The 21,224-nt window shown below is 45.7% G+C and carries 18 protein-coding genes; 1 reads left to right on the top strand and 17 read right to left on the bottom strand.

What is annotated here, in order from left to right; all coding sequences use genetic code 11:
* Positions 1-135: 135 nt before the first annotated feature.
* Complete coding sequence (cymR, locus tag J2T20_RS05030) at positions 136-555, bottom strand: cysteine metabolism transcriptional regulator CymR (protein WP_307586175.1); 420 nt, start codon at positions 553-555, stop codon at positions 136-138.
* Positions 556-872: 317 nt separating this feature from the next.
* Between cymR and mnmA the strand changes: the two genes are divergently transcribed.
* Entirely contained in the window at positions 873-1,991 is a 1,119-nt protein-coding gene (mnmA, locus tag J2T20_RS05035) for a tRNA 2-thiouridine(34) synthase MnmA (RefSeq protein ID WP_307586177.1), read from the top strand.
* Positions 1,992-2,054: 63 nt separating this feature from the next.
* On the opposite strand, the gene J2T20_RS05040 is transcribed toward mnmA, so the two are convergent.
* The 16 genes from J2T20_RS05040 to dtd all read right to left on the bottom strand — a co-directional run bounded on the left by J2T20_RS05040 (position 2,055) and on the right by dtd (position 21,215).
* Positions 2,055-2,492 carry a hypothetical protein gene (locus tag J2T20_RS05040; protein WP_307586179.1) on the bottom strand — a complete coding sequence of 146 codons (438 nt, stop codon included), beginning with the start codon at positions 2,490-2,492 and terminating at the stop codon, positions 2,055-2,057.
* A gap of 233 nt (positions 2,493-2,725) precedes the next feature.
* Positions 2,726-4,570, bottom strand: coding sequence for an oligopeptide ABC transporter substrate-binding protein (locus tag J2T20_RS05045; RefSeq protein ID WP_307586181.1), 1,845 nt, complete (start codon positions 4,568-4,570; stop codon positions 2,726-2,728).
* A 16-nt stretch (positions 4,571-4,586) separates the two neighbouring features.
* Positions 4,587-5,465 carry an ABC transporter permease gene (locus tag J2T20_RS05050; protein ID WP_307586281.1) on the bottom strand — a complete coding sequence of 293 codons (879 nt, stop codon included), beginning with the start codon at positions 5,463-5,465 and terminating at the stop codon, positions 4,587-4,589.
* Between the two features lie 60 nt (positions 5,466-5,525).
* Positions 5,526-6,488 (bottom strand): oligopeptide ABC transporter permease, encoded by a 963-nt coding sequence (opp4B, locus tag J2T20_RS05055; protein ID WP_307586183.1) that lies wholly within the window; start codon positions 6,486-6,488, stop codon positions 5,526-5,528.
* Positions 6,489-6,492: 4 nt separating this feature from the next.
* Positions 6,493-7,428: an ABC transporter ATP-binding protein gene (locus J2T20_RS05060; RefSeq protein WP_307586185.1), complete on the bottom strand. Its 936-nt coding sequence runs from the start codon at positions 7,426-7,428 to the stop codon at positions 6,493-6,495.
* Positions 7,415-8,431 (bottom strand): ABC transporter ATP-binding protein, encoded by a 1,017-nt coding sequence (locus J2T20_RS05065; protein ID WP_307586187.1) that lies wholly within the window; start codon positions 8,429-8,431, stop codon positions 7,415-7,417. The genes J2T20_RS05060 and J2T20_RS05065 overlap by 14 nt, the downstream gene beginning before the upstream one ends.
* A 332-nt stretch (positions 8,432-8,763) precedes the next feature.
* A complete protein-coding gene (locus tag J2T20_RS05070; protein WP_307586188.1) occupies positions 8,764-10,068 on the bottom strand; it encodes a replication-associated recombination protein A in 1,305 nt (434 codons plus the stop codon).
* A gap of 112 nt (positions 10,069-10,180) precedes the next feature.
* Positions 10,181-10,462, bottom strand: coding sequence for a CD3324 family protein (locus J2T20_RS05075; protein WP_307586190.1), 282 nt, complete (start codon positions 10,460-10,462; stop codon positions 10,181-10,183).
* Positions 10,463-11,401: 939 nt separating this feature from the next.
* Positions 11,402-13,594 carry a HelD family protein gene (locus J2T20_RS05080; RefSeq protein ID WP_307586192.1) on the bottom strand — a complete coding sequence of 731 codons (2,193 nt, stop codon included), beginning with the start codon at positions 13,592-13,594 and terminating at the stop codon, positions 11,402-11,404.
* A 218-nt stretch (positions 13,595-13,812) separates the two neighbouring features.
* On the bottom strand, positions 13,813-15,111 hold the full coding sequence (locus J2T20_RS05085) for an NCS2 family permease (RefSeq protein WP_307586193.1): 1,299 nt from the start codon (positions 15,109-15,111) through the stop codon (positions 13,813-13,815).
* A gap of 168 nt (positions 15,112-15,279) precedes the next feature.
* The gene (locus J2T20_RS05090; RefSeq protein WP_307586195.1) at positions 15,280-16,035 is read right to left on the bottom strand and encodes a tRNA threonylcarbamoyladenosine dehydratase; all 756 of its coding nucleotides are present in this window, start codon (positions 16,033-16,035) and stop codon (positions 15,280-15,282) included.
* 61 nt (positions 16,036-16,096) lie between these two features.
* Positions 16,097-17,875 carry an aspartate--tRNA ligase gene (gene aspS, locus J2T20_RS05095; protein WP_307586197.1) on the bottom strand — a complete coding sequence of 593 codons (1,779 nt, stop codon included), beginning with the start codon at positions 17,873-17,875 and terminating at the stop codon, positions 16,097-16,099.
* 60 nt (positions 17,876-17,935) lie between these two features.
* On the bottom strand, positions 17,936-19,189 hold the full coding sequence (hisS, locus tag J2T20_RS05100; protein WP_307586198.1) for a histidine--tRNA ligase: 1,254 nt from the start codon (positions 19,187-19,189) through the stop codon (positions 17,936-17,938).
* 694 nt (positions 19,190-19,883) lie between these two features.
* Positions 19,884-20,330, bottom strand: coding sequence for a hypothetical protein (locus tag J2T20_RS05105; RefSeq protein WP_307586200.1), 447 nt, complete (start codon positions 20,328-20,330; stop codon positions 19,884-19,886).
* A gap of 122 nt (positions 20,331-20,452) precedes the next feature.
* Positions 20,453-20,611, bottom strand: coding sequence for a hypothetical protein (locus J2T20_RS05110; RefSeq protein WP_307586202.1), 159 nt, complete (start codon positions 20,609-20,611; stop codon positions 20,453-20,455).
* A 160-nt stretch (positions 20,612-20,771) separates the two neighbouring features.
* Positions 20,772-21,215, bottom strand: coding sequence for a D-aminoacyl-tRNA deacylase (gene dtd, locus J2T20_RS05115; protein ID WP_307586204.1), 444 nt, complete (start codon positions 21,213-21,215; stop codon positions 20,772-20,774).
* Positions 21,216-21,224 lie beyond the last annotated feature (9 nt).

Here is a 21,224-nt window from a genome sequence, read left to right on the forward strand (position 1 = left end):
CAGTCTCCTTAAAAAAATCTTGAGGGACTATACCTTTTGCTGTTAAGAGGACTTTTTCAGTGCCCTCCCATAAGGCAGGGTATTCGGGAAGATAAACTTTAAATGAATAGTCGATGAGCCTAGGCCCAACACTATCTAAATATAGAACATGTAGTTATCCACATGACTTTCTTCTTTATAATTAATTAGATCCGACAGGGTGGTGGAGTCAAGTACATCCGCAATACTGTCACGAATACGAATCCATAGGTCGCGTTTGGCCGGATCATCTTCCTCTGTAAAGTCTACGGGAGAAATAGGTCCCTCCAACACACGGATAATATCACCCGCGGTGATTGTTCCGACTTCACGGGATAAAATATAGCCGCCATAAGCTCCGCGAATACTCTTTACAAGACCGGCATTTCTCAAGGGGGCAATCAACTGCTCCAGATAATGCTCGGACAATCCGTTCTTCTCGGCGATGCTCTTGAGGGATGTAGGACCTTCACCGTATTTAATGGCAAGCTCCATCATAATGGTCAACCCGTAACGTCCTTTTGTAGATATTTTCAAAGGGGCACCTCTTTCAATTAAATTGCTGGATTTATGGTGTAAGAATCAGTTAGTATTACAGGTTTTAATATCTCCGTATTCCGATGTTCACTCTTAGTTTATGTTACCATATTTGTACTTACAATTGGATAACAAAACGTAACTTTTTCGCAAGAATGTGCTTCCCGGGTGGACAAATTTGAAATTTTGACTATTTTAGCATCACTTTTATCCTTTGGACAGGCGGTTTACAGCACACGGGTATGTTATAATACATTTTGTACCGAGCATTCTGTATTTAAAAAGCTTTATATTTTCTTATAGAAATGGTGATTACGATGACAAAAGCAATAGAAAATACGCGTGTCGTCGTCGGCATGTCCGGAGGAGTCGATTCCTCTGTCACAGCGCTTTTGCTTAAGCAGCAGGGCTATGACGTTATTGGTATCTTCATGAAGAACTGGGACGACACCGACGAATTTGGCGTTTGCACAGCTGAAACCGATGCGGAAGATGTACGACGTGTTTGTGAACAGATTGATATTCCTTACTATACCGTTAATTTCGAGAAGGAATACTTCGATAAAGTATTTTCCTATTTCCTCGATGAATATAAGGCCGGCCGAACACCGAATCCTGATGTCATGTGCAACCGTGAGATTAAATTTGGCGAATTCCTGAATCGCGCTCTTCAGCTTGGTGCTGATTATGTGGCTACAGGGCATTATGCGCGTGTAATAGAAGAAGATGGTGTTTTCAAGCTTCTGCGTGGTGTGGACAACAATAAGGATCAAACCTACTTCCTGAATGCACTGAATCAATATCAGCTCTCCAAGGCCATGTTCCCCATCGGCCACCTTCCTAAGCCGGAAGTACGGAGAATTGCAGAAGAAGCAGGACTTTTTACCGCTAAGAAAAAAGATAGCACAGGCGTCTGTTTTATCGGAGAACGCAACTTCCGTGAATTTCTAAGCCAATATTTGCCTGCCCAATCCGGTGATATGGTTGATATCGCTACAGGGGAAACTAAAGGCCGCCACGAAGGTTTGATGTATTACACTTTGGGACAACGTCAGGGTCTTGGTATTGGCGGTTCGGGGACAGGCGAACCTTGGTTCGTTGCAGATAAAGATTTAAGCCGGAATATCCTGTATGTAGTTCAGGGAGATAAGCATCACAGCTTGTACTCCACAAGCCTGGAAGCGTCCGGTATGAACTGGATTAACGGTGTCGATCTGGAATCCGCTCCCCTGCGCTGCACTGCTAAGTTCCGTTATCGTCAGCCTGATCAAGGCGTAACCTTAACGGCAGGCTCAAATGGGAATGTTCATGTAACCTTCGACGTTCCGCAAAAGGCGATTACACCTGGACAAGCGGTCGTATTCTACCAAGGAGAACAATGTCTCGGTGGTGGAACGATTGAAAGTGCGGAGAAGGTCGTTCCTTTGCCGCAATAAATAAAACAGCAAGCCTCCAGATGATTGGAGGCTTGCTGTTTTTTTGAAGTGATGATAGCAATATTATTCCTTTTCATCAAAAAGATCACCATGAGGTTGTGCTTCTAACCCTACTTGTGGCACCAACTTCATCGTTATATGGCCGGCTGCATTTCGACCGACCCATTTTATAGACCCCTCCCCTTCTGGGACTATTATGGACATATCCTTGTTCCCTTCACCCTCCCATAGGGTAATCAACTGATGGTCCGCCGTGATCTGAATCAGCTTAAAATCCCCACGTTTAATCTTCCCGCTAATCATGATTTGGGTCGTTGTATCAGATGTGCTACTCAAATACCAAGCCGTGTAGACACCTGAAAAACCTGAGAATTCTACATGTCCCTGCTCACTGGTAATTTCCCCGACTTTGTTTGAGAACGAATAACTATCCCCCGATTCTTTAAGCCTATCCTCATTCTCAAAAATTTTACTTTGTGTCCCATTGCCACATCCGCCCAAACAAAACAACACTAGTAGGAGAATGATTGTTTTACAAATCGATTCAATGATTTCCCCCCTCCCAATTCCCTTCCTCTTTATGGTAAAATTTACACGATTCAGCGCTGCTTAAATGTTATAAACATCACAAAGTTAACCTAATTCCTTAGGTACAAATCAGTAAAAAGACCTCCGCTCCATATTCGGAGCAAGAGGTCGCAAGTTACTATCCTATATCTGTAGAAAATACACTTTTATTCAGCCACAGCTGCTTTATCCGCAGAAACAGCCAGTTGATTCAAGTAAATATCGCTTCCTTGCGCGATCGTATAATTCAGAACCCGGTTATTGACCGGTACAACCTTGGCACGGTAAAGGGTAGGGAATACAGGGATCTCCTCAACCATGAACTTCTGCCATTGTTTATAGATATCTTTACGAGTGGCTACATCGAAAGCTTTCTCAGAAACACCCTCGGCGATCAAACGGTCATTTTCTTCACTCGCATAACGCGGGAAGTTATAAATGGCATCATGCCCGTAAAGGCCAGCAGGGTCGACATCGTTACCTACTCCCCATGCGCCTTGGTACACATCGACGGTTGGATCATCTTCGCCATTGGAACCCACCCGATCATAGAAAGTATTAAATTCCACCATTTCCAGGGTCACATTAAGACCAATTGCCTTCCAGGATTGAACATAATATTGGGCCAACGGCTCTGCGATATCTCCACCTGTCATGGAGATGAAATTAATCTTCAGCTCACTGCCGTCAGGATTGGTTCGGAACTCACCATTAAGCTTATATCCGGCATCATCCAGAATTTTCTTAGCCGCTTCCGGGTCATAAGGAACACCGGGGTTATCATTATCGTGGTATTCGGGATGGGATGGAGGTATCAGCGTTGTTGCGTTCCAGCGAAGTCCGTTATAGAACTTTTTGCCGACAGCATCATTATCAACCGCAGCCCACATGGCTTTACGCAGATTTACATCGGCCATTTTAGCCTTTGGATCCGAGGCCACTACCTTCTTAGTCGCATCCCACTTACCCAGCTTAAAGCCTATATAAGTGTAGGCCATATCGGTTGTACCAATAAATTCAACATTCGACATCTTAGCATTATCCGGATATTGATCTACCGGGAACGAATCCACTAGATCTACGCCGCCGGATTTCAGTTCCTGAACAACGGTCGTTGGGTTGATAACCTTCAGAATAACCTTATCCAGAACAGGTGCGCCGCGCCAGTAATCATCATTTCGAACGTAAACCACCGATTCTCCAGGAACGATGCTCTCGACTTTATAAGGTCCGAAGCCAACCGGCTTTTGGCGTACTTCGGGTGAAGCTGAAATTTTAGCCACATCCATACCACCAAAGATATGTTTGGCTAAAGGATAGATCCAAATGCTTCCTGTTAATAAGGAAGGCGTAGATTTGACATAGGTAATTTGCAGTTTTTTATCACTTAACACTTTAATTCCTGAAATAGTCTTCGCCTTGCCCGCATGGTAAGCATCCATACCCTCTATATTGGTGAAATCCGAGCCATAGCGCGGACCGTCATAGGCTGGATTTCCGATGACTTCATGCGCAAACAGCCAGTCTTCAGCCGTTACCGGCTTTCCATCCTGCCAGTTGACATTGTCGCGAATGGTGAAGGTGAACGTTCGTCCGTCCTCCGCTACTTCATAAGTGGCCGCACCATCGTTGGTGTAGACATAGTTTGCGTCCCAGGTTAACAAGCCTTCATCAAACCACTCTATCACTCTGGCATCAGGCTCTCCGGAGTAAAAATTCCAGTTCAGCGTTCCTTCAAAAGGAGTGTCGGAAACAAGCCCGAAGGTTATTGTGCCACCTTTAAGAGCTTCACCTTGGTTTGTTTTGTCAGCATTGAAATCATCAATGGAATAAATGCCATCTTCTGCTTCAGGTGCCGCAGTTGCTTCTGCCGCCCCCTCCGTTGCGGAAGGCGCCGCCGTCGGGTCAGCTGCTCCCTTGTTATTGTTGTTGGAGCTGCAGGCAGCAACCAACATCAATAGCACTAACATTAAGGCAAAGAGTAGAGACTTTGTACGGATTGGTTTACTCATGTAATCATTTCCTCCCTTATCCTTTTCTTTGTCTTGCGTCCGTCGCACGCTTTAGCGCTTGACCAACGTTATTTATACTCAACATCAATACCAAGATCAGCAAAGATGCGGGTAACCATATCCACCATCTGAATTCCAGGGTTTGTGGATTCCTTGCATAGCTGACTAGAGTCCCTAGGCTGGGTGTAGTCTCCGGAAAACCAAAGCCGAGAAAGGACAACCCTGACTCCAATCCGATGTTGGCCGCCAAATTCAAAGTCATCGTTACGATGATAATGGAGCTTAAATTTGGCAGCACTTGAGTGAACATAATTTTGAGGTTGGAGGAGCCCACTGTTTTGGAAGCTTGAACGTAATCAAGCTCCTTTTCCTGCAAGGTTTTCGAGCGAATTAATCTCGCAATCCCCATCCATAGAAAGGCTGTCATGATCAGTGAGAAGGATAACGTATTGTATTTAGGAACTGCGGTTACGAAGGCGATAACAATCATCAGCATGGGCAGAATCATAAAGAAATCCAAGATTCTCATAAAAATATTATCTATGGTTCCACCGAAATATCCGGATACCAACCCTACTAAAATGCCAATGATTCCAGTAAATACAGTAACTATAATCCCTATACTGAGGGAGTTCCTTGTTCCAATAATGAGTTGCCCGAAGACATCCCGACCCCCATAATCTGTGCCTAGCCAGAACTTGGCCGAGGGTTTCTCATAGAGTGCAAATAAATCAACGGATACGATCTGCTTTTGATCCAGAAATAAGGAAATTCCGTAGACACCTGTTATTAACAAGACTAGAAAAATCAACGAGATCAAAGCCAGCTTATCCCTCACGATTTCCCGCCAGATAATTCTCCAGCTCGAGGGACTTCTATCCGTACCCTGCCTCATAGTTGCTTCTGCGCTTAGCTTTGCCACTGCAATCACCTCCATGTGTTCCGCTTCTACAAATTATTTAATTCGGATCCGAGGATCAACGATGCTTAAGATAATATCCGACAGCAAGGCGCCAAGAATGGATGCAATCCCATACAAAAGCACGAGTGCCGTTACTACGCTGAAATCACGAATGGTTATGGAGCTTAGGAACAACGTCCCCATTCCCGGGTAACTGAAAATACTTTCAACAAAGATAGTGCCTCCAATCAACCCGGTGATTTCATAGCCAAAAAAGGCAGCAATCGGCAGTAAGGAGTTCCGCAAAATATGGCGATTATACACCCTCGACTCCGATGCACCTTTGGCCCGCGCGGTTAGAATATAGTCTTTTTGCTTCGTATCAATAATTTCATTCCGTAAATATTGAACGGTGCTCACGGTTGAGATTAGAGCAATGGATATGGCAGGCAGCAGCAAATGGAAAAATTTACTCATCGTGTAGCTCAGCGTTCCAGGTACCTCACCTGGAGTTACGCTACCGCCCGTTGGGAACCACTGAAAATGGAATCCGAACACCCATAACATTAATAGGGCGAAAATAAATAACGGGGCGGCGAATCCAAGGTAGGTATAGCCTGTAATCAAACGGTCTAACCATGTATCGTTAAACCGACCGCTAGTAATGCCCAGAGGAATGGCAATCAGATAAATAAGAATGAGCGTGACCGCAGACAGCCAGACCGTATTCATCAGCCGTTGACCGATCAGCTCCGCTACCGGCATTTTAAAGCGAAAGGATTGACCGAAGTCCCCTTGAATCGCATTGCTAATCCAATCCCAATACTGTATGTACCATGGATTATTTAACCCAAGCTTTTCTCTCATAGCATCCAGTGCCGCAGGATCAATGCTTGGATCGAGCAATCCTGTTAGGGCATCCCCCGGCATTGCCTTGGCCATAAGAAAAACCAGAAGACTTAATACAAATATTTGCGGGATCATAATCATAATTCGGCGTACAATTATCTTCCACATAGGCTCAACCTTTCTCAGGCAATGCCACCAGATGAGTGTCAGAAATGGCTTTTAAGGAGTAGGCCAATCCCTCTTCATCAAAATAATCCCGGTAGGCTTGCTCATACTCGATACGTACAGACTTTCGAAATTGCGTCTGCTTTTCACGCTGCAGGGGGTCGATGTCAGGTATGGCTGCTAGAAGACGTTTGGTATAAATATGCTGTGGATTATTAAAAATATCCTTAGCTGTCCCCTGCTCTACATGCCGCCCTTTATACATGATTCCAATGTGATCACACATATGCCGGATAATGCCGAGATCATGGCTGATAAAAAGATAAGTAAGCTTCAAGTCCTTTTGAATATCCTGCATAAAATTCAGCACCTGAGCCTGCACCGAGACATCCAACGCGGAGACAGGTTCATCTGCAATGATAAGCTTGGGCTTTAGAGCAATAGCTCTGGCAATCCCGATCCGCTGCCGCTGTCCTCCTGAGAATTCATGTGGATATTTATATATGTTCTCTGGGCTTAAGCCAACCTGCGAGAGCAGCTCCTGCACTCTGCGTTTTTCCTCTCCAGGCGATAACCTTTCAAAATTTCGCAGCGGTTCAGCAATAATATCCAACACACGCTTCTTGGGATTCAAGGAAGAGTACGGGTCCTGAAAAATCATTTGAATATCCTTTCGGACATTCCTTTGTTTCCTTACCCCTTTAAGCGCCAGATCCTGCCCTTCAAAAATAACACTGCCAGCAGTAATAGAATTCAGCCCAATAATGGCTCGGCCCGTTGTCGTTTTGCCGGAACCCGATTCTCCTACCAGCCCATAGGTCTGCCCCGGCTCAATTGTAAAGCTGACCTTGTCTACCGCTTTGACCTCACCAACATCACTGTGGAATAGCCCCCCTCGTATCGGAAAATGAACCTTTAGATCTCTAACTTCAAGAAGTCCCATGGGTGTGTACCTCCTCAGTTCGTTCAGGAAAGTGAAAATTCTTGTAGCAACTGCAGCGTACGAAATGACCTGGAGCTACTTCATGCAGCTTCGGATCATCCTCATGCTCCGAGGGTGCAATCCAAGGGATACGAGCCGCGAAACGGCACCCCGCACGAGGGAGATTTTGCAGAGAAGGAACCATTCCCTGAATGACATGCAATCTGGACTTTTCCTCCTTGACTGTAGGTATAGAGTTTAATAAAGACCGGGTATAAGGGTGCTTCGCACGGGAAGTTAGCGTGTATATATCTGCGATTTCAACAATTTGGCCGGCATACATCACCGCAACACGGTCAGCCATCTCGCTAACCACGCCTAAATCATGTGTAATTAAAATAATTCCTGCTTCGATATCGTCCTTCAGGTGTTTGATCAGCTCAAGAATTTGCAATTGGATCGTCACATCAAGCGCTGTAGTCGGCTCATCCGCGATTAACAGCTTGGGTTCGTTGGCAATAGAAATGGCTATAACCACCCGCTGCCTCATTCCGCCGGACAATTCATGGGGGTACTGCTGATATGTATGGTCAGGACGGGGAATGCCCACCTTTGATAACAAATCGAGGACTTTCTCTTTCCTTTGTTTCTTGGTGAGCTTGGAATCATGCAGGATGAGTGCTTCTTCAATCTGGGCACCGACAATCATTAATGGATTTAATGCGGATAAGGGGTCTTGAAAAATCATCGACATTTCATTCCCGCGCAGCTTATTTAATGCGGCAGAAGGCATACCCACTATATCCTGACCCTTGTAATAGATATGTCCGTCAATCTTGGCTCTGGTGTGCAAACCCATAACCGAAAAGGCAAGTGCGCTTTTCCCTGATCCGGACTCCCCCACTATGGCTAAAATCTCATTTTTTCGAACTGTCAGCGTAACATCGTCAACTGCAGCATAATAATGATCAGCAATTCTAAACGAAGTGCTTAAATTCTTGATCTCCAAAAGCTCTTCTCTCAAAATTCATCATCCTTTCCGAAGCAGAATTTCAAAATCCGCGTGAATCTATGAAGATTCAGCAAATTTCGATAAAGTTAATTAGTATAATGTCATAATATCTCACACATAGAGTAGCCTTATTATTCCTTATATGGTTTTTGAAAGGGTGATAGACTTGCTTAGTAGTTCATTTTAATTAACTTATGGTAAATTATCAATCTTTTTACTTAAAAATATTTGTTCTAATGTTACTATAGTTAACATACACGATAAAAAAAAGCGGCCCATAGGCCGCTTTTTATAATTGTAAATATATTCTATTACCCGTCTCTGCACGGATGAAACCTTGATATTTATAGCTCCCGACGAAGCCCCTGATTATGACGAATCTTGATTTCATTTCCCTGTTCTGTAGCTTGGTAAAATACTCTTCTGGAAATAGCTTTAGGTAAATAATCCTGCTTCACATAATGACCGGGAAAATCATGCGGATATTGATATCCTGCATGTCCTAACAGACTGGCTCCTTTGTAATGCGTATCTCGTAAATGCAGCGGAACCTCTGCCGATTTAATTTCATCGATACTAGCCATAGCTCTGGAAATCGCCGTGACCACAGCGTTAGACTTCGGACTTTCCACCGCAAAAAGAATAGCCTGCACAATATTCAACCTCGCCTCCGGCCAGCCGTTATTCCGGTAAGCTTCAAGCGCACTTACAGCCTGAACCATAGCCTGTGGATTGGCAAGGCCGATATCCTCACTACTGGCTGCGATTAATCGGCGGATGAAGGTCATCGGATCCATCCCAAGCTTTTCAACTGCATACAAGAACCAGAATAACGCAGCATCACTAGATCCACGAATACTTTTATGAAAAGCAGACAACACATCATACTGCGTGGATTCATCCGCTTTAACAATCGGCCGCCGAATCGACTCTTCAGCTACCTCCAGGGTAATATGCACACTTCCATCATTCAACGGTGCTGTTGTGAGGGCAGCCAGCTCCAGCGCGTTCAGCGCACGGCGGATATCGCCGTTAGCCATGGTTGCTATATGCGTCAACGCTTCCTCATCCACTCGCAGGTCCATAAAACCCAGCCCTTTATCCTTATCCGTCAGCGCTCTCCTCATCGCAATCAAGCTGTGTTCACTCGTAAGCGACTCCAGCTGAAACAGCGTGGAACGACTCAAAAGAGCCCCGTTAACGTAGTGGAACGGATTCTCCGTAGTAGCCCCAATAAATATAATGGTGCCTTTCTCTACCGCTGGCAGTAAAGCATCCTGACGGGAGCTGTTAAAACGGTGCACCTCGTCCAGAAATAAGATGGTCTTGGAGCCGTATAGAGATTTGTTCGTTTGAGCCCGCTCAATAACTTCCCTTACATCCTTAACAGAGGCTTCCACCGCATTGAGACGGACAAACTCAGCCTTGGTATGATGGGAGATAATATGAGCAAGTGTTGTTTTGCCGCAGCCCGGAGGGCCATATAGAAGAACAGAAGATACCTGATCGGCCTCAATGGCTCTTCGAAGCAGCTTGCCGCGGCCTATAATAAGTTCCTGACCAATATATTCATCAAGATTGACCGGGCGCATCCGATCCGCAAGCAGCCGGCCGCCGCCCATATCTTCCCCTAAAGAGAATAAATCCATGTTTTCACTTCCTTGCTGTATTTACGAATATCAAATATATATTATACAGGGAAAATTTAAAAAGAGCATGGCCTCGTCAACGGACGGTGCCATGCTCTTTCTCAAAGGCAAGCTAGCGATTTAATGCCAACCGCATTTTTGAGATAATTTTACGGAGGCTTTCCTCCGACAAATGATATTTCTGTTGTAGCTCCGGTAAAGAGCTTCCACTCCGGTATGAGCAGAAAATTTCCTCATTGCGATTAGCAATTTCCTTACGAGAGCCGCTGTTTTCGCCCCATTTTACTCTTTGCTCCGTTTTTCTCGGGATGTATAATAATTCACCCTGGATGTAACCCTGAAGCTCTTCGAGCAGGCCAGGGGGAAGCACATCCTTTCCGTTTACGTAACTCACGTTGCGTTTCCTCCTTCAACAGGTGTGTCCCTTTATGTCCGTCTACTGCATTGTTTGCAATATCCACGTCACCTGCCTCCTTTCTCAGCTTCATATTTTGGTAAAAACCGTAATTTTATTATATTAAACCCTTTGGTCAGATGTCTACATTAGAAACTCATACGTCTTATGAAATAAGGAGGCCTTTCGGCCTCCTCCGTTTAAGCGGGTATCCGTCTTAGACGGATACCACCTCGTATACTGAAATCATCTCAATCAGCCTCCTTCCAGAAGTGTTCTCGCCCGGCCGGACACTTATTATTAAGCCATAGGTACGGGGGAGTTACAAGTTCAAAAACAGTTATAACTGTTCTCCACCATGCATTCCGGACGATTCAAGCTAGAATAAAAGCCAGAATATAAGGCAGAGAATCAGCTTTCTTCACATCTAGTACAGTAATGGTTGGATTAGATAAATAATTTGATAAATAGCTGCATTTTATACAGTTATTTAGGGTCATATCCCCCAATATGTACTTTTAGTTGCACTTTATGCATTTAAAATCAGCCCGAGGCCGTCTTTTTATGAAATATCCGAGATATAGTTGCACATTGTACAACTAAACCTCCATAAGGGCAAAAACACTCCAATTTAGTTGCAGAATGTGCACTTATTTTGAAAAGTACACTAAGCCAAAGCTGCTTTTGACATTTTTTCGCACGATTTAATTGGGAATAGTGAGTATTAAGTTAGGCATTTGAGTTCTAATTTGTGATTTTGCTGTAAAAAAAGAACAGGGCATTCGGTTTACACCAATTGCCCTATTCTCATAGAGGTTACTTATAGGCTTGTTAAGTTCTTTTCGGGTTACTCTACAGATTACCTACTGATTACTTTACTGGTTACTTTACGAGCACCTTACTGATCTACTTGCTACTAAGAGGTTTAACACACTTCTTTTACCGGACTTCGTCCACAGGCCACCCTGCAGCAGTCTCTACCGCCAGTGCGGCGGATTCCAAGTATGACGGCAGCTTTCCGCCTTGCAGAAGCCACAGCTCGTGCAGCGCACGCGTACAGCCCACATACATCAGCTTCGCATCCCATGCGGTATCACCATAATGCTTCAAGTCGGCATCGGCTACAATCACGGCATCAAACTCCAGACCTTTAGACAAATAGAGGGGAAGAACCGACAGTCCTCCCTTATATTCCGTCATGCTGCCATCGATCAGATGAATATCGCTGAAATGCTCCCTAAGTCTGGCATACAGTTCCTCTGCATCCTTAAGACTGCGTGTAAGCACTGCTACCGTTCGATACTCCCTGGTTGAAAGCAACTTAAGCGCAGAGGTTATATCCTCCATGCGCCCTTCCTCTGCCGAACTCTCTCGATAAGGAATCAATCGTACTGGATTACCGCTGCGGAATACGGGTACTGCAAGTAAGGAACTGCCTACACCTGCGGATAAAATTCCATTGGCAAAGTCAATAATCTCCATGGTGGAGCGGTAGCTTCGTGTAAGGGAATGATAGGCTGTATGCTCGGGAGCAAACAAGGACTGCATCTCATCCCAGGCATGGACACCCTTGTAGGCATGTATACCCTGCGATAAATCGCCGAGTATGGTGAAGGAATGACCTCGCACGAACAGATCCAGCACCGCAATTTGAAAGGGAGAGAAATCCTGGGCTTCATCGATCACGATATGATCAAATTTGATTACATCATCATTTCCGAATAACAGATAATGAATATATAATAACGGCGGCAGGTCCTCTTCGCGCAGATTCCCCTTTTTCAGATCACCGCGCGTCTCTTTCAAGACGCTTGCCGGAATAATTGCCGGCGGTTCGGCAGGCCAATCCTCCGGTGTTTTAACCGCCCGGAAAATTTGCTTGTAGATGGTCAACGGGTCGTATTTAGGCCATTTACCACTATACGCTTTTTCACGCTGCGCTCCCATTTTCTTGCGGTCCTTAAGGATAGATGCCGAAGAGCATTTTTTCAGTTCCATTTCAATCCAGCGGTGAATTCTGGCCATAACACGCTCTTTGCGTTTGGCAGGGGGATAAGGGCTGTACTCCTCGTTATGCCAATGTAATATGGTTGCCCGCCGCAGAACTGCACCTTCCCATGGAGAGAAGTCTCCTGCAGGAACAGCACTATTTTCAAGCAGCTTCACACTCGATTCAATGATTTCCATTAGCAGCGTGGAGCCCTTGAATCTACCCGGTGTTTCATCTGTGATTTCAGGCAAGGCCCCTGACGCCTCAAACCAACGGTTCAGTGTTTCTGTGGTATCCTGCTGTGCCAGCGTAAGACCAAGTACATTTGACGCCCAGTCAGGGAAGGTGCTTTGCATAATATTCCCTACCCCGAGCTCCGGCAGCACATCCGAAATGTAATCAAGAAACATCCGATTTGGAGCAAAAATAATCATTCTCTCTGCCAATACCTGCTCTTTATACTGATAAAGTAAATAAGCTAGGCGGTGCAAAGCTACGGTTGTTTTTCCGCTCCCGGCAACACCTTGAATAATTAACGCAGTGTTCTTGGCAGCTCGAATAATCTTATCTTGTTCTTCTTGAATGGTGGAGACAATATCTCGCAGACGGTTGTCTTTGTTTTCTCCCAGACGATAGACTAGGAATTCATCCGACACCGCTGGGGCATCACTTTCCCGGTTAAAAGTATCCGCCACCCGCTCCAGAATCTGTTTGCGGATGACCACGTTACGTTTCAGGTATACAAGCCCTTCTATTAGCCCGTCAGGGGCATCATAGGAGGCAGGTTCCGTCCCTCCGGTAAACGAATAGAACAGGCTTGCTACCGGTGCACGCCAGTCAATCACCAGCGGACGGTCACTTACCTGTTCGCGATCTACACCAATTTTGCCAATATAAAGTGCCTTGCGTTCATCCTCATCACTGCCTTGAAAATCAAGCCGTCCAAAATAGGGCTCCTGCCTAAGCTTCGCCAGGTCTTTGCGCCTTTGATCCCGGGATGCTTCGAGTGCCTGTTCCGTATAATCATGCCCGGTATAAACCGGGGTACCACGGAGTTTCTCAAGGACACTGTCAATTTCCGTTAGCGCTCCATTCAGCCTGTCTTCTTCCTCTTGATAGGCACTTTGAAAGTTGTCCTCCAATTTCAGTTACCTCCTAAAAGTTTTGTTAGCTTAAGCTTCTGTGAGTTCTCTTCGTACAAAACTCGCTTCGAAAGCATAGCCATAAGTTTTGTTAGCTTAAGCTTCTGTGAGTCTCTCCGTACAAAACTCGCTTCGAAAGCATAGCCATATCCCCTTCTTCCTTGGAACAAAAAGGATTCTCATTGTAGCATAGGAAGAAGACAAATGCGAATATAACTCTATAGCAGAGCGTGTAGGATAAAATTCGCCAAAAACAGCCCGGCTATAACGTATAATGCTGCAGGAACCTCTTTACCGCGTTTCATTGCCAACTTTACGATCGGATAGGTGATAAAACCAAATGCCATCCCATCGACAATGCTGTAGGTGAAAGGAATCATTACCATGACCAGAAATGAAGGGAATACCTCGGTCATATCGTTGAAATCCATCTCCCGGACGCTTTGTACCATCAGTCCGCCGATAACAATCAGGATGGGTGCGATCGCACTATCCGGCACATAAGTCAGCAGAGGAATAAATAGAAAGGTTGCCGCGAACAAAAGACCTGTGACCAGCGAGGTCAAGCCGGAGCGTCCACCCGCAGCAATACCTGCATTCGATTCTGCGGCCGCTACAACGGGACTGCTACCGAACAAACCGGCTGCGATATTCGCAAGTGACAGAGCTCGCAGGCTGCTTTTGAAGCGTTCTGGACGATTTGCCAGCAAAGTCTGTGAAGCGATCAGTCCTATATTTTCAAATACAACAATCAGCAATAACAGAAATACGGCTATCCAGAATACCAGACTGACAACGTTGGTCCAGCCCATACCTATGAATACATCTCCGTATCCGGTGAACACATGTCCAGACTCCAGCTTTTCCGGTACATGACCGGCTCCAAGCAAATAGGCTAAACCCGTTCCAACCGCCATACTGATCAGCAGACCGCCGCGGGTCCCACGCACAAAAAGAACCAGTGCCAGAAGGAGGGTAACACAGGAAGTAATTACCTCAGGATCACTGAAATGACCGATAGCCACAAAGGTTGTCCGGTGTGCAATCACAATACCGCTCTTTTGCAGCCCGATAAATGTTAGAAACAAACCGATGCCGACCGTAATCGCATGCTGAAGGTTAGGTGGAATGGCGTCGCTTAGAATGCGATATAGTGAAGTGAATGCCACAACCGCAAACAAGATGCCTGTTACAACAACTACTGCCAGCGCCTCTCTCCAGTCCAGTTTCATGGAATGTACAAGAGTATATGTGAAAAAAGCGTTAATACCCATTCCTGGAACTACGATAATCGGTGTTTTACCTCCAAAAGCCATCAGCAGACAACCGGTAATAGCGGTTAGGAGGGTAGCAACCATCCCCGCGCGCAGCGGCATTCCTGCATCATGCAGTATAGCGGCATTAACCATTACAATATATACAGAAGCAAAATAGCTCAGAATTCCCGCTGCCCATTCCCGTTTCCAGTCATCTTCAGGCTCTAGACCAAGACTATTACGCCAAAAACTTGTCTTCATTACTTCATACCTCCACTAATATTATGTTCGGCTAGACTATTATGCCATTAAAACGCCTACATCTTGCAGTATCCCAATGACCATGAAAAAAAGGCGTGACAAACCGGATTCCGGCTGCACGCCCATAGGTCTATTTATTAATTTTTTATGCCTATACCAAGGCCTAGATCACAAGCTGATACCACCGGACTCCAGCAAATCACGCACCGCTACACTGACCATAATTAGGCCAGCTACCGGAGGCACGAATGAATTGCTGGCAGGAGGCTGTTTTGCTTTGCGTCTATCCGGTGCATTCTCAGGAACGATTTTATCCGTAACATCCTGACGCGGTTTCATAGGAGCCTCGGTTGAGAATACAACCTTCACTCCTTTTTTGATGCCTTCCTTACGTAGCTTCTGACGAATGATTCTGGCAATAGGATCATAGGTAGTCTTGGAAATATCCGCAACTTGAAAGCGGGTCGGGTCCATTTTATTAGCAGCACCCATACTCGAAATCATTGGAATCCCCCGAGCCAGACATTCCTTGATCAAATGAACCTTATAGATAATCGTATCCGATGCATCAATTACATAATCCGGCTTGTATTTAAACAATTCCTCATAGGTCTCTTCGGTATAGAACATATTCAGTGCAATGGCTTCACATTCGGGATTAATCAGCTTGACGCGGTCAACCATTAAATCAGCCTTCTTCTGTCCTACCGTCGTAGTGAGAGCATGAATCTGGCGATTAATATTCGTAATGTCAACCGTGTCCTTATCAATCAGGATAATACGGCCGATACCCGTACGGGCTAAGGCTTCAACCGCTATACCTCCGACACCGCCAATACCGAGTACCGCGACTGTGCTGTTCTTCATAATCTCCAGACCTTCCGGTCCGAAAGCAAGTTCCGTTCGTGAGAACTGATGTAACATGAGGTACAACCTCCTTAAAAAGCATTGCCGAAGCATAATTTGCTTCGGCAGCTAAAATTGTTTATTTCTTTTCTTTTTCCGGTTTTGGGGCTAGCTTGATATGCAGTTGCTCCAATTGCAAGCTATCTACAGGCGACGGAGCATTCATCAACAGGTCGGTTGCACTCGCTGTTTTCGGGAATGCGATCGTTTCCCGTAGATTCGTACGTCCTGACAACAACATTACTAGACGGTCTAAGCCGAAGGCGATACCGCCGTGTGGAGGGGTACCATATTCAAAAGCATCCAGCAAGTAACCGAATTTCTCATAAGCTACTTCTTTGGAGAAGCCCAGAGCTTCGAACATTTTTTCTTGAACCTCACGTTTGTATATCCGCATGGAGCCGCCACCGACCTCGTAGCCGTTCAGGACGATATCGTAAGCTTGAGCACGGATGGCACCCGGATCTGTTTCGAACAGATGCAGATCCTCTTCACGAGGACGAGTGAACGGATGGTGTTCTGCTACATATCGTTTTTGATCTTCATCGTAGCCCAGCAACGGGAAGTCTGTCACCCAAGCGAATTTGAACACACTGTCGTCGATAAGACCAAGCTGACGGCCAATTTTAACACGTAGTGCGCCTAGAACGTCGGCTACAACCTTCTTAGTATCCGCAGAGAAGAGCAAGAGGTCGCCTTCTTCAGCACCTGTACGTTCCTTCACAGCGGCGATTTCTTCCTCAGAGAAGAATTTCACAATCGGTCCTTTGAATTCGCCGTCCTTCACTTGAATCCAAGCCAAACCTTTTGCACCGTAACGTGCAGCATAAGGTCCAAGTTCGTCAATTTCTTTACGGGTCCATGTACCGCAGCCTTTTGCGTTAAGGCATTTTACTTCGCCGCCTTTTTCGATCACGGAAGCAAATACTTTCACACCGCAGCTTGCTACGATATCATTCATTTCTACCAGCTCAAGACCAAACCGCAGGTCAGGCTTATCGGAGCCGTACTTACCTATAGCTTCAGCATAAGTCAAGCGTTGGAATGGAAGAGTAATGTCAGCACCCACTGTTTCTTTGAACAGACGCTGCATCAGCTTCTCCATCATGCCAAGCAGATCATCCTGACCCATGAACGAGGTCTCAATATCGACTTGAGTAAATTCCGGCTGACGGTCAGCACGCAGATCCTCATCACGGAAGCAGCGGGCAATCTGGTAGTACCGTTCTACTCCGCCCACCATAAGGAGCTGCTTGTAGATTTGCGGTGATTGCGGCAGTGCAAAGAATTCGCCTTCATGCACCCGACTTGGTACAAGATAGTCACGCGCGCCTTCAGGCGAGCTCTTAGTAAGGATTGGAGTTTCAACATCGATGAAGCCCTCACTGTCCAAGAAGTCACGGAAGATTTTAGAAGCTTTCGAGCGAAGCAGAAGCGTTTTTTGCATTTCCGGACGACGCAGATCCAGGTAACGATATTTAAGGCGCAGGGACTCATCCACTTCAACACCCTCTTCTATGAAGAACGGTGGAGTTTTAGCTGCGTTAAGAACTTCAATATCTGTGATTTGAATCTCAATTTCACCTGTAGGCAAATTGCGGTTTACAGTTTCAGCATCACGTTTTACAACATTACCGGTAACAGCCAGCACATATTCACTGCGTACTTTATCAGCCACTTGCAGGGCTTCTCCGGAATAATCAGGATTAAATACGATTTGCACAATACCGCTCCGGTCGCGCAAATCAATAAATAGTACGCCGCCGAGATCGCGGCGGGTTTGAACCCAACCGTTCAAGGTTACAGTTTGCCCAATATTTTCTAGTGTTAATTGACCACAATGATGACTGCGTTGCATAATTTATCATACCCTTTCAAGGTTAAAATATCTCGTTAGTGCTCTTACAATCCTTCTTGGTTATACGATTGCTCCACCTAGATCCTCAAGCTTCACCGTACGCTGCTCACCGGTCGCCATGGATTTCAGGGCAATAACACCATTCTTCAATTCGTCTTCGCCAAGAATCGCCGTATATCGCGCCGACATGCGATCGGCAGACTTCATCTGAGCTTTCATTTTTCGACCCAGATAGTCACGTTCTGCAGAGAAACCAAGGCTGCGCAGGATGAACAGCTGCTTCGAAATCTCGAGATCAGCCTCTTGGCCCAGTGCTACAAAATACACATCCAGAGGTTTTACAGTCTCCATCTCGACCTTCTGATTCTCCAGTATGAGCAGAATACGCTCCAGACCGATTCCAAGGCCAATGCCCGGCTGATCAGGTCCGCCAATCTCTTCTACAAGACCGTTATAACGTCCACCGCCACCAACGGTATCAATGGATCCAATGCCTGCTGCTTTATATTCAAACGCTGTATGCGTGTAATAATCCAGTCCACGAACAAGCCGTGTATTAATAACATACTCAACACCCATTGCAGTCAAATGTTCTCTGACCTTAGCGAAGTGCGTAGTGCATTCTTCATCTAGGCTGTCCAATATGGACGGGGCATCGATGAATTTATCTTGATCAATCTTGCAATCCAGTACACGCAGCGGATTACGTTCCATACGACGCTGGCAATCCCCGCATAGACTATCCTTCATAGGTCTCAGGAAGCCCAGCAACTTTTCCCGGTAGGCTGCACGACTTGGTGCATTTCCTACAGAGTTAATCTCTACACGTACTCCACTCAGTCCAAGGTCTTTGCAGAACTGGTAACCGAGTGAGACCACTTCAGCATCAATAGCTGGATCAACGGCTCCAAAAGCCTCAATGCCAAACTGATGGAATTGACGGTACCTGCCTGCCTGCGGACGCTCATAGCGGAACATAGGGCCTATGTAATAAAGCTTACTGACATCAGGCTCTCCAAACAGCTTATTCTGGACGTATGCTCTTACAACGCCAGCTGTCCCTTCAGGGCGAAGGGCTAGATCCCGGTCCCCTTTATCCTTAAAGGTGTACATTTCACCTTCGACAATATCCGTGGTTTCACCTACACCTCTTTCGAACAACGCCGTGTGCTCGAATACAGGTGTGCGAATTTCCCTATAGTTGAAGCGGTGGCATAGGTCTCTTGCCTTACCCTCCACAAACTGCCATTTCTCTACGGCACCCGGAAGTACATCCTGCGTACCGGTCGGTTTCTCAAATCTTTCTTTAGCCACAGTCTATCCCTCCTTAATTAACACTTGAAAAATAACACTTAAAAAAATCAAAAAATCCCCCGTCCTGTTTATAACAAACAGGGACGAGGGATTATCATAACCAATAATACACCCGTGGTACCACCCACATTCCGGATCAGGGTAAACACTGAATCCGCTCAAGCGGTTAACGCCCGCCTACGCGCATCGGTTACTGGAGGCAACTGCCTGCTTTCACCGTACGTTCTCGGGGAGGTCATTCATTCGCTCATCAACAGAACCCTTACAGCCTGACGCAAAACAGTTATTCCATCCTACATGGGGATGACTCCGTTTCTGCGGGGGGTTCCTCTCTGAAGTTGTGGGGCCGAATTACTTGTTCCCGTCATCAAAACATTATTGTTTAAAACCGTATTATGTTAGATTTTACTGAACCACTGTCCTAAAGTCAAGACAGGATATTGAAAAAGTCATAAAAGGCAGAAAAACAAAAAAAATGACCTGCAGCCAAGTGCTGCAGGTCCATCATCATATATTATTAAAAAGGGGGTCATGCCATTATTATAAACACAGTATGTTAAGGAATCATGAATGTAATATTACGGTTATATTACAGAAAAGAAAGCGTTTTATTTTCTATATAAAATAAATGCTCTTACCTACCTGAATAAAAGATAAGCCAGAGCATCGTTGACACGCAAGCATTTCAAATGGTTTACTCAAAGACTTCAACAAAAGCATGTTTATTACGCAAAGTTTCTATGACTTCGAGATAATTTTCTCGAGGAACCTTGAGCTCCATCACATAGTTAAGATCTCTTAGATCTGCGTCGGCAACTACCGTATTGTTGCGGACTTCACCACCTCTTAGGTGCTTCCCGTTGTCATCTGTAGGATCGATTGCAACAATTCCCGGTAAGATGGCAGCATTCCCAGCCACAGAACCTGTGGTTCCGCCAACCCCGGCCAGACCGCCCGACATTGATGTGTTAGTATAGGCCACGAGCGGTACTAGGATATTTCGGTTACTACGTCCCCCAGAATCCAGAGAATCGGTTAATCGCGAGACCTCCAGCCCCTCCACATTGTAAGAGATCAACGATGTCTTAGCACCCTCTGCTTCATCCTCTGTCCGGAAATACGCCTGAATTCTTCTGGTCATTGTTGTACCCTCCTTATATGTTCTCTTCTCGTCTAACCATTACCCCGTTTGAACGGCTTTCTAACGAAAAAATGGTAAAGTTTGAGTATGTTCAAAAGACAAAACCGCTTTCCCGGCTCCCATTAGCTTCGCGGGAGAAGATTGCGGCTTCGGCCTTTCATAACAAGAATCTCCTCCTGAACTTCGGCTCCTTTAGCTGTTGCGTATGCTTCTGTTGGACTTCCTGTTGCAAGCGCAGGAATACTTCTCCATACCCAAGCCTTATGGGATTGTCTCATCATTTACTGCCCCTTATACTGTCGTCAATTATATTTAGTTTATCCAGCCTAATGGGACTCTATCCATGCCAAACAGCTCCACAAGGTGGAGCTGTTTGGCATACAAAAAAAGGATGACACCTGTTATTCCTTATCAGAAATAACCTGCACCAACCCATTTGTTTTATCCTCGGCTATCTAAAATCAACGTTACCGGACCCCAATTAACCAGTGACACATCCATCATAGCGCCAAAAATCCCAGTCTCTACTTGAAGCCCACTCGCAGCAAGCTCCCGGTTAAAATATTCATACAATAGATTCGCTTCGTCAGGTGCGGCGGCAGCCATAAAATTCGGTCTTCTACCCTTGCGGCAATCACCGTATAAAGTAAACTGCGAGACCGAAAGAATAGCTCCCCCGACATCTATAACACTTAAGTTCATCTTACCGGCATCATCTTCGAAAATACGCAGTCCAGCGATCTTCTCCGCTAAATACTTGGCGTCTTTCTCTGTGTCTCCATGAGTTACGCCGACAAGCAGCATAAGCCCTTCAGCGATCACGCCGGTTATGGCATCATCGACAGTTACCTGCGCTTTCTTGCAGCGCTGCACGACTACTCTCATTACAGTCTT

Source organism: Paenibacillus wynnii (assembly GCF_030812855.1).
GTDB classification, from domain to species: domain Bacteria; phylum Bacillota; class Bacilli; order Paenibacillales; family Paenibacillaceae; genus Paenibacillus_AQ; species Paenibacillus_AQ wynnii_A.

Bases quoted from the DNA above. Each gene is read 5' to 3' on its own strand.
- mnmA (WP_307586177.1), top strand. From the start codon at position 873: ATGACAAAAGCAATAGAAAATACGCGTGTCGTCGTCGGCATGTCCGGA.
- J2T20_RS05045 (WP_307586181.1), bottom strand. From the start codon at position 4,570: ATGAGTAAACCAATCCGTACAAAGTCTCTACTCTTTGCCTTAATGTTA.
- J2T20_RS05050 (WP_307586281.1), bottom strand. From the start codon at position 5,465: ATGAGGCAGGGTACGGATAGAAGTCCCTCGAGCTGGAGAATTATCTGG.
- opp4B (WP_307586183.1), bottom strand. From the start codon at position 6,488: ATGTGGAAGATAATTGTACGCCGAATTATGATTATGATCCCGCAAATA.
- J2T20_RS05060 (WP_307586185.1), bottom strand. From the start codon at position 7,428: ATGGGACTTCTTGAAGTTAGAGATCTAAAGGTTCATTTTCCGATACGA.
- J2T20_RS05070 (WP_307586188.1), bottom strand. From the start codon at position 10,068: ATGGATTTATTCTCTTTAGGGGAAGATATGGGCGGCGGCCGGCTGCTT.
- J2T20_RS05085 (WP_307586193.1), bottom strand. From the start codon at position 15,111: ATGAAGACAAGTTTTTGGCGTAATAGTCTTGGTCTAGAGCCTGAAGAT.
- J2T20_RS05090 (WP_307586195.1), bottom strand. From the start codon at position 16,035: ATGTTACATCAGTTCTCACGAACGGAACTTGCTTTCGGACCGGAAGGT.
- aspS (WP_307586197.1), bottom strand. From the start codon at position 17,875: ATGCAACGCAGTCATCATTGTGGTCAATTAACACTAGAAAATATTGGG.
- J2T20_RS05105 (WP_307586200.1), bottom strand. From the start codon at position 20,330: ATGACCAGAAGAATTCAGGCGTATTTCCGGACAGAGGATGAAGCAGAG.
- J2T20_RS05110 (WP_307586202.1), bottom strand. From the start codon at position 20,611: ATGATGAGACAATCCCATAAGGCTTGGGTATGGAGAAGTATTCCTGCG.
- dtd (WP_307586204.1), bottom strand. From the start codon at position 21,215: ATGAGAGTAGTCGTGCAGCGCTGCAAGAAAGCGCAGGTAACTGTCGAT.